This window comes from Saccharopolyspora spinosa NRRL 18395, assembly GCF_000194155.1.
GTDB lineage: Bacteria > Actinomycetota > Actinomycetes > Mycobacteriales > Pseudonocardiaceae > Saccharopolyspora > Saccharopolyspora spinosa.
Genome location: NZ_GL877881.1, coordinates 209746 through 212497, shown reverse-complemented (window position 1 = coordinate 212497; position 2752 = coordinate 209746). Strand labels below are relative to the sequence as shown.

2 protein-coding genes and 2 pseudogenes are annotated in these 2752 nt (G+C 64.5%); 2 read left to right on the top strand and 2 right to left on the bottom strand.

Annotated elements, in window-relative coordinates:
- Positions 1–796: pseudogene (locus SSPN_RS57225) on the top strand (hypothetical protein); the annotation flags it as partial.
- A 10-nt stretch (positions 797–806) separates the two neighbouring features.
- Positions 807–1169, top strand: coding sequence for a hypothetical protein (locus tag SSPN_RS52725; protein WP_010313944.1), 363 nt, complete (start codon positions 807–809; stop codon positions 1167–1169).
- Here the strand turns inward: SSPN_RS52725 and SSPN_RS47230 are convergent.
- Together SSPN_RS47230 and SSPN_RS0134315 are read right to left on the bottom strand one after the other, a co-directional pair.
- A pseudogene (locus tag SSPN_RS47230) lies at positions 1132–2359 on the bottom strand (IS256 family transposase). The gene SSPN_RS52725 and the pseudogene SSPN_RS47230 sit on opposite strands and share 38 nt — an antisense overlap.
- Before the next feature lie 147 nt (positions 2360–2506).
- Positions 2507–2752: integrase core domain-containing protein (locus SSPN_RS0134315; RefSeq protein WP_010313942.1), on the bottom strand; the 246-nt coding region annotated here is incomplete at its 5' end.

Below are 2752 nucleotides of genomic sequence, written 5' to 3'. Positions count from 1 at the left end.
CGACTACACCGAGTGGGAGGGTTCCGTTGGGTTGTTTGGGGGTGAAGGCTCTGACGGGTTGTTTTTCGGTGAGCCGTTTTCGGGGGATCTGGTGTGGCCGGATGCAGGCGATGCGGAGGAGTGTGGGGCGCTAGGGGTTTCAGTTCCGGTCCTGGTAGGTGAGTTGGTTGGGTTTGGGTATCCGGTCCTGCGGGGGGTGAATCAGGCTAATTATGGTTCCTGTGATCAGCGTTTCCGGGTGAATGGCCTGGAGGCGGTGGTGGCCCTTCATAATTATGTCAAGTTCGGTCGGCAGTTTGTGGCGGGGCCGGCTGGTGGTGATCGGGATCCGGTTCGGTTGGAGGTGGCGTTCGGGGCGACGGCCAGGTGGGTGGCTGGTGTGGCCGGGGCTGAGCAGTATGTGCGGAGCATGCCGGTGGGTGTGGCTGTGCCGGTGGTTTATCAGCGTGTCGACGGTAGTGCGCATGTGATTGCTGCGGTGCATGCGGGAGAGCGCGGTGAGCAAGGGCGGGTCGTTCTGCTGGATCCGCAGAAGGGGGAGGAAGCCGAGGCCGCTGATGTTCTGGCTGCGGCCGGGGTGTGGGTGATTCCGGTGTCGGGGGTGGAAGTGGAGGGGGAGGTGGTGTTGCCGCCCAGTGGTTCCGGGCTGCCGCGCGAGGGCTGGGGGGCCGGGCTGCCCGCCGAGGTGACGGGTCCGAAACGTCGGGGTAGTGAGTCCGGGCCGGTGGCGACGAAAGCCGGCACGAAGGGCAAGAAGTTCGCGGGGGGAGGTTGGGGAGGGTTCTGGGGGGGTTAAGCGGCGGAAGGTGGACGCGGCCGTTGCTGTTGGGGCTGTTTCCGGGAGTCTGGGGGATGGCGGGAGTGAGGTGCTCACGCCGACGGATCAGGCAGCACAGCAGGACCAGAGTGCGGAGCGGAAACCGAAACAGAAGGAAAAGAACGCGAAGAGTTACCAGGCGAGAAAGGCTGCTGCCGCCCGTGTTGCGGTGTTGGAGGCGTTGAAGGAGCAGGGGCCGTTGACTGGGGAGCAGACGGTGGAGTTGGCGGAGCTCCAACCGAAGGTGGCGCATTGGCAGAAACGGAAGGAAGGGTGGGGCTGTCAAGTTTTCGGTGTAACTGTTGATTTCGGTTCTATCGGCGTCCGGCGGACAGGCGTCCGTCGAAGGTGATCTCGAAGGCGTTGAGGGCCTTCTTCCAGCGGTTGGACCAGCGCTTGCGGCCCGTCCCGGTGGGATCAAGACTCATGATTGCGAGATAGACGCACTTCAAGGCAGCCTGCTCGCTGGGGAAGTGGCCGCGAGCGTTCACCGCGCGGCGGATGCGCGCGTTGATGCTCTCGATGGCGTTGGTCGTGCAGATGATCGTGCGAATCTCCGGTGTCGAACTGCAAAAACGGCACGAACTCCGCCCACGCGTTGGTCCACAGCCGCACGATCGCCGGGTACCGGGCCTCCCACTTCTCGCTGAACTCGGCGAACCGGTCCAGCGCCGCTTGCTCCGAGGGCGCGGTGTAGACCGGCTTGAGGTCCTTGGCGATCGCGCTCCAGTCCTTACGGGAGGCATAACGGAAACTGTGGCGCAGCAAGTGAACGATGCACGTCTGCACGATCGTCTGCGGCCACACCTGCGCGATGGCCTCGGGCAGGCCCTTCAGCCCGTCGCAGACCACGATGCAGCAGTCGACGGTGCCCCTGTTCTTGATCTCGGATAACACCCGCAGCCAGTACTTGGCGCCCTCCCCGGCGCCGTGCTCGCCGGCCCACAGTCCGTGGACGTCGCGGGTGCCGTCCACGGTCACGGCAAGCGCGACGTAGATCGGCCGGTTGGCGACCTGTCCCTCGCGGATCTTGACGTGAATGCAGTCGATGAAGATCACCGGATAGACCGGGTCCAACGGCCGGTTCTGCCACTCGGCCATCCCGTCCATCACCCGGTCGGTGATCGTGGAGATCGTCTGCTTGGACACCTCGGCCCCGTAGATCTCGACCAGGTGAGCCGAGATCTCGCCGTGTGTCAATCCCTTGGCGGACAACGAGATCACCAAATCGTCCACGCCGGTCAACCGGCGCTGCCGCTTCTTCACGATCGTCGGCTCGAAACTCCCGTCGCGATCCCGCGGCACGCTGATTTCCACCGGGCCGGCCTCGGTCAGCACCGTCTTGGCCCGTGTGCCGTTACGCGAGTTGCCGCCGCGGCCGACCGGGTCGTGTTTGCCATAGCCGAGATGATCATCTATCTCGCCGACTAGCGCGGCCTCGGTGACCAGCTTGGTCAGCCGACCCAGCAGGCCGCCCTCACCAGTCAGCCGCAGCCCTTCGGCACGGGCCCGATCGGCCAGCTGCTGGATCTGCTCATCCATCGCCGCCAGGTCTGCCGCGGCGGCCTCGCTGGCCTGTTCGGCCTTCACCTCAGTCACTGGTGCCTCCTACATCTCAGGAGTTACACCGTTAAAATTACAGTCCCTCAAAAGGGTTCGCTGGTTGTGAGCTGGGGTTTCGTCGGGCCGTCAGGCTGCGTGGTGGTACTCGTTGATGAGTCCCGCCACGGCTTTTCGGCGTTCGATCCGAGCTGTCGGCAGCGGTATGACGTTCGGGTCGTCGAGGGGTGCCCGCTGGTCGCGGGCTTGGTGGGGCCGATGGGTGTTGAAGTGGCAGGCGTGTTCCTGGCGGATCTTCTCCGCGTGACCTCTGTCGAAGGTCAGCACTCGGTTGGTGCTCTCTTCGCGAACGGAGCGTATGAATCGTTCCGCGTG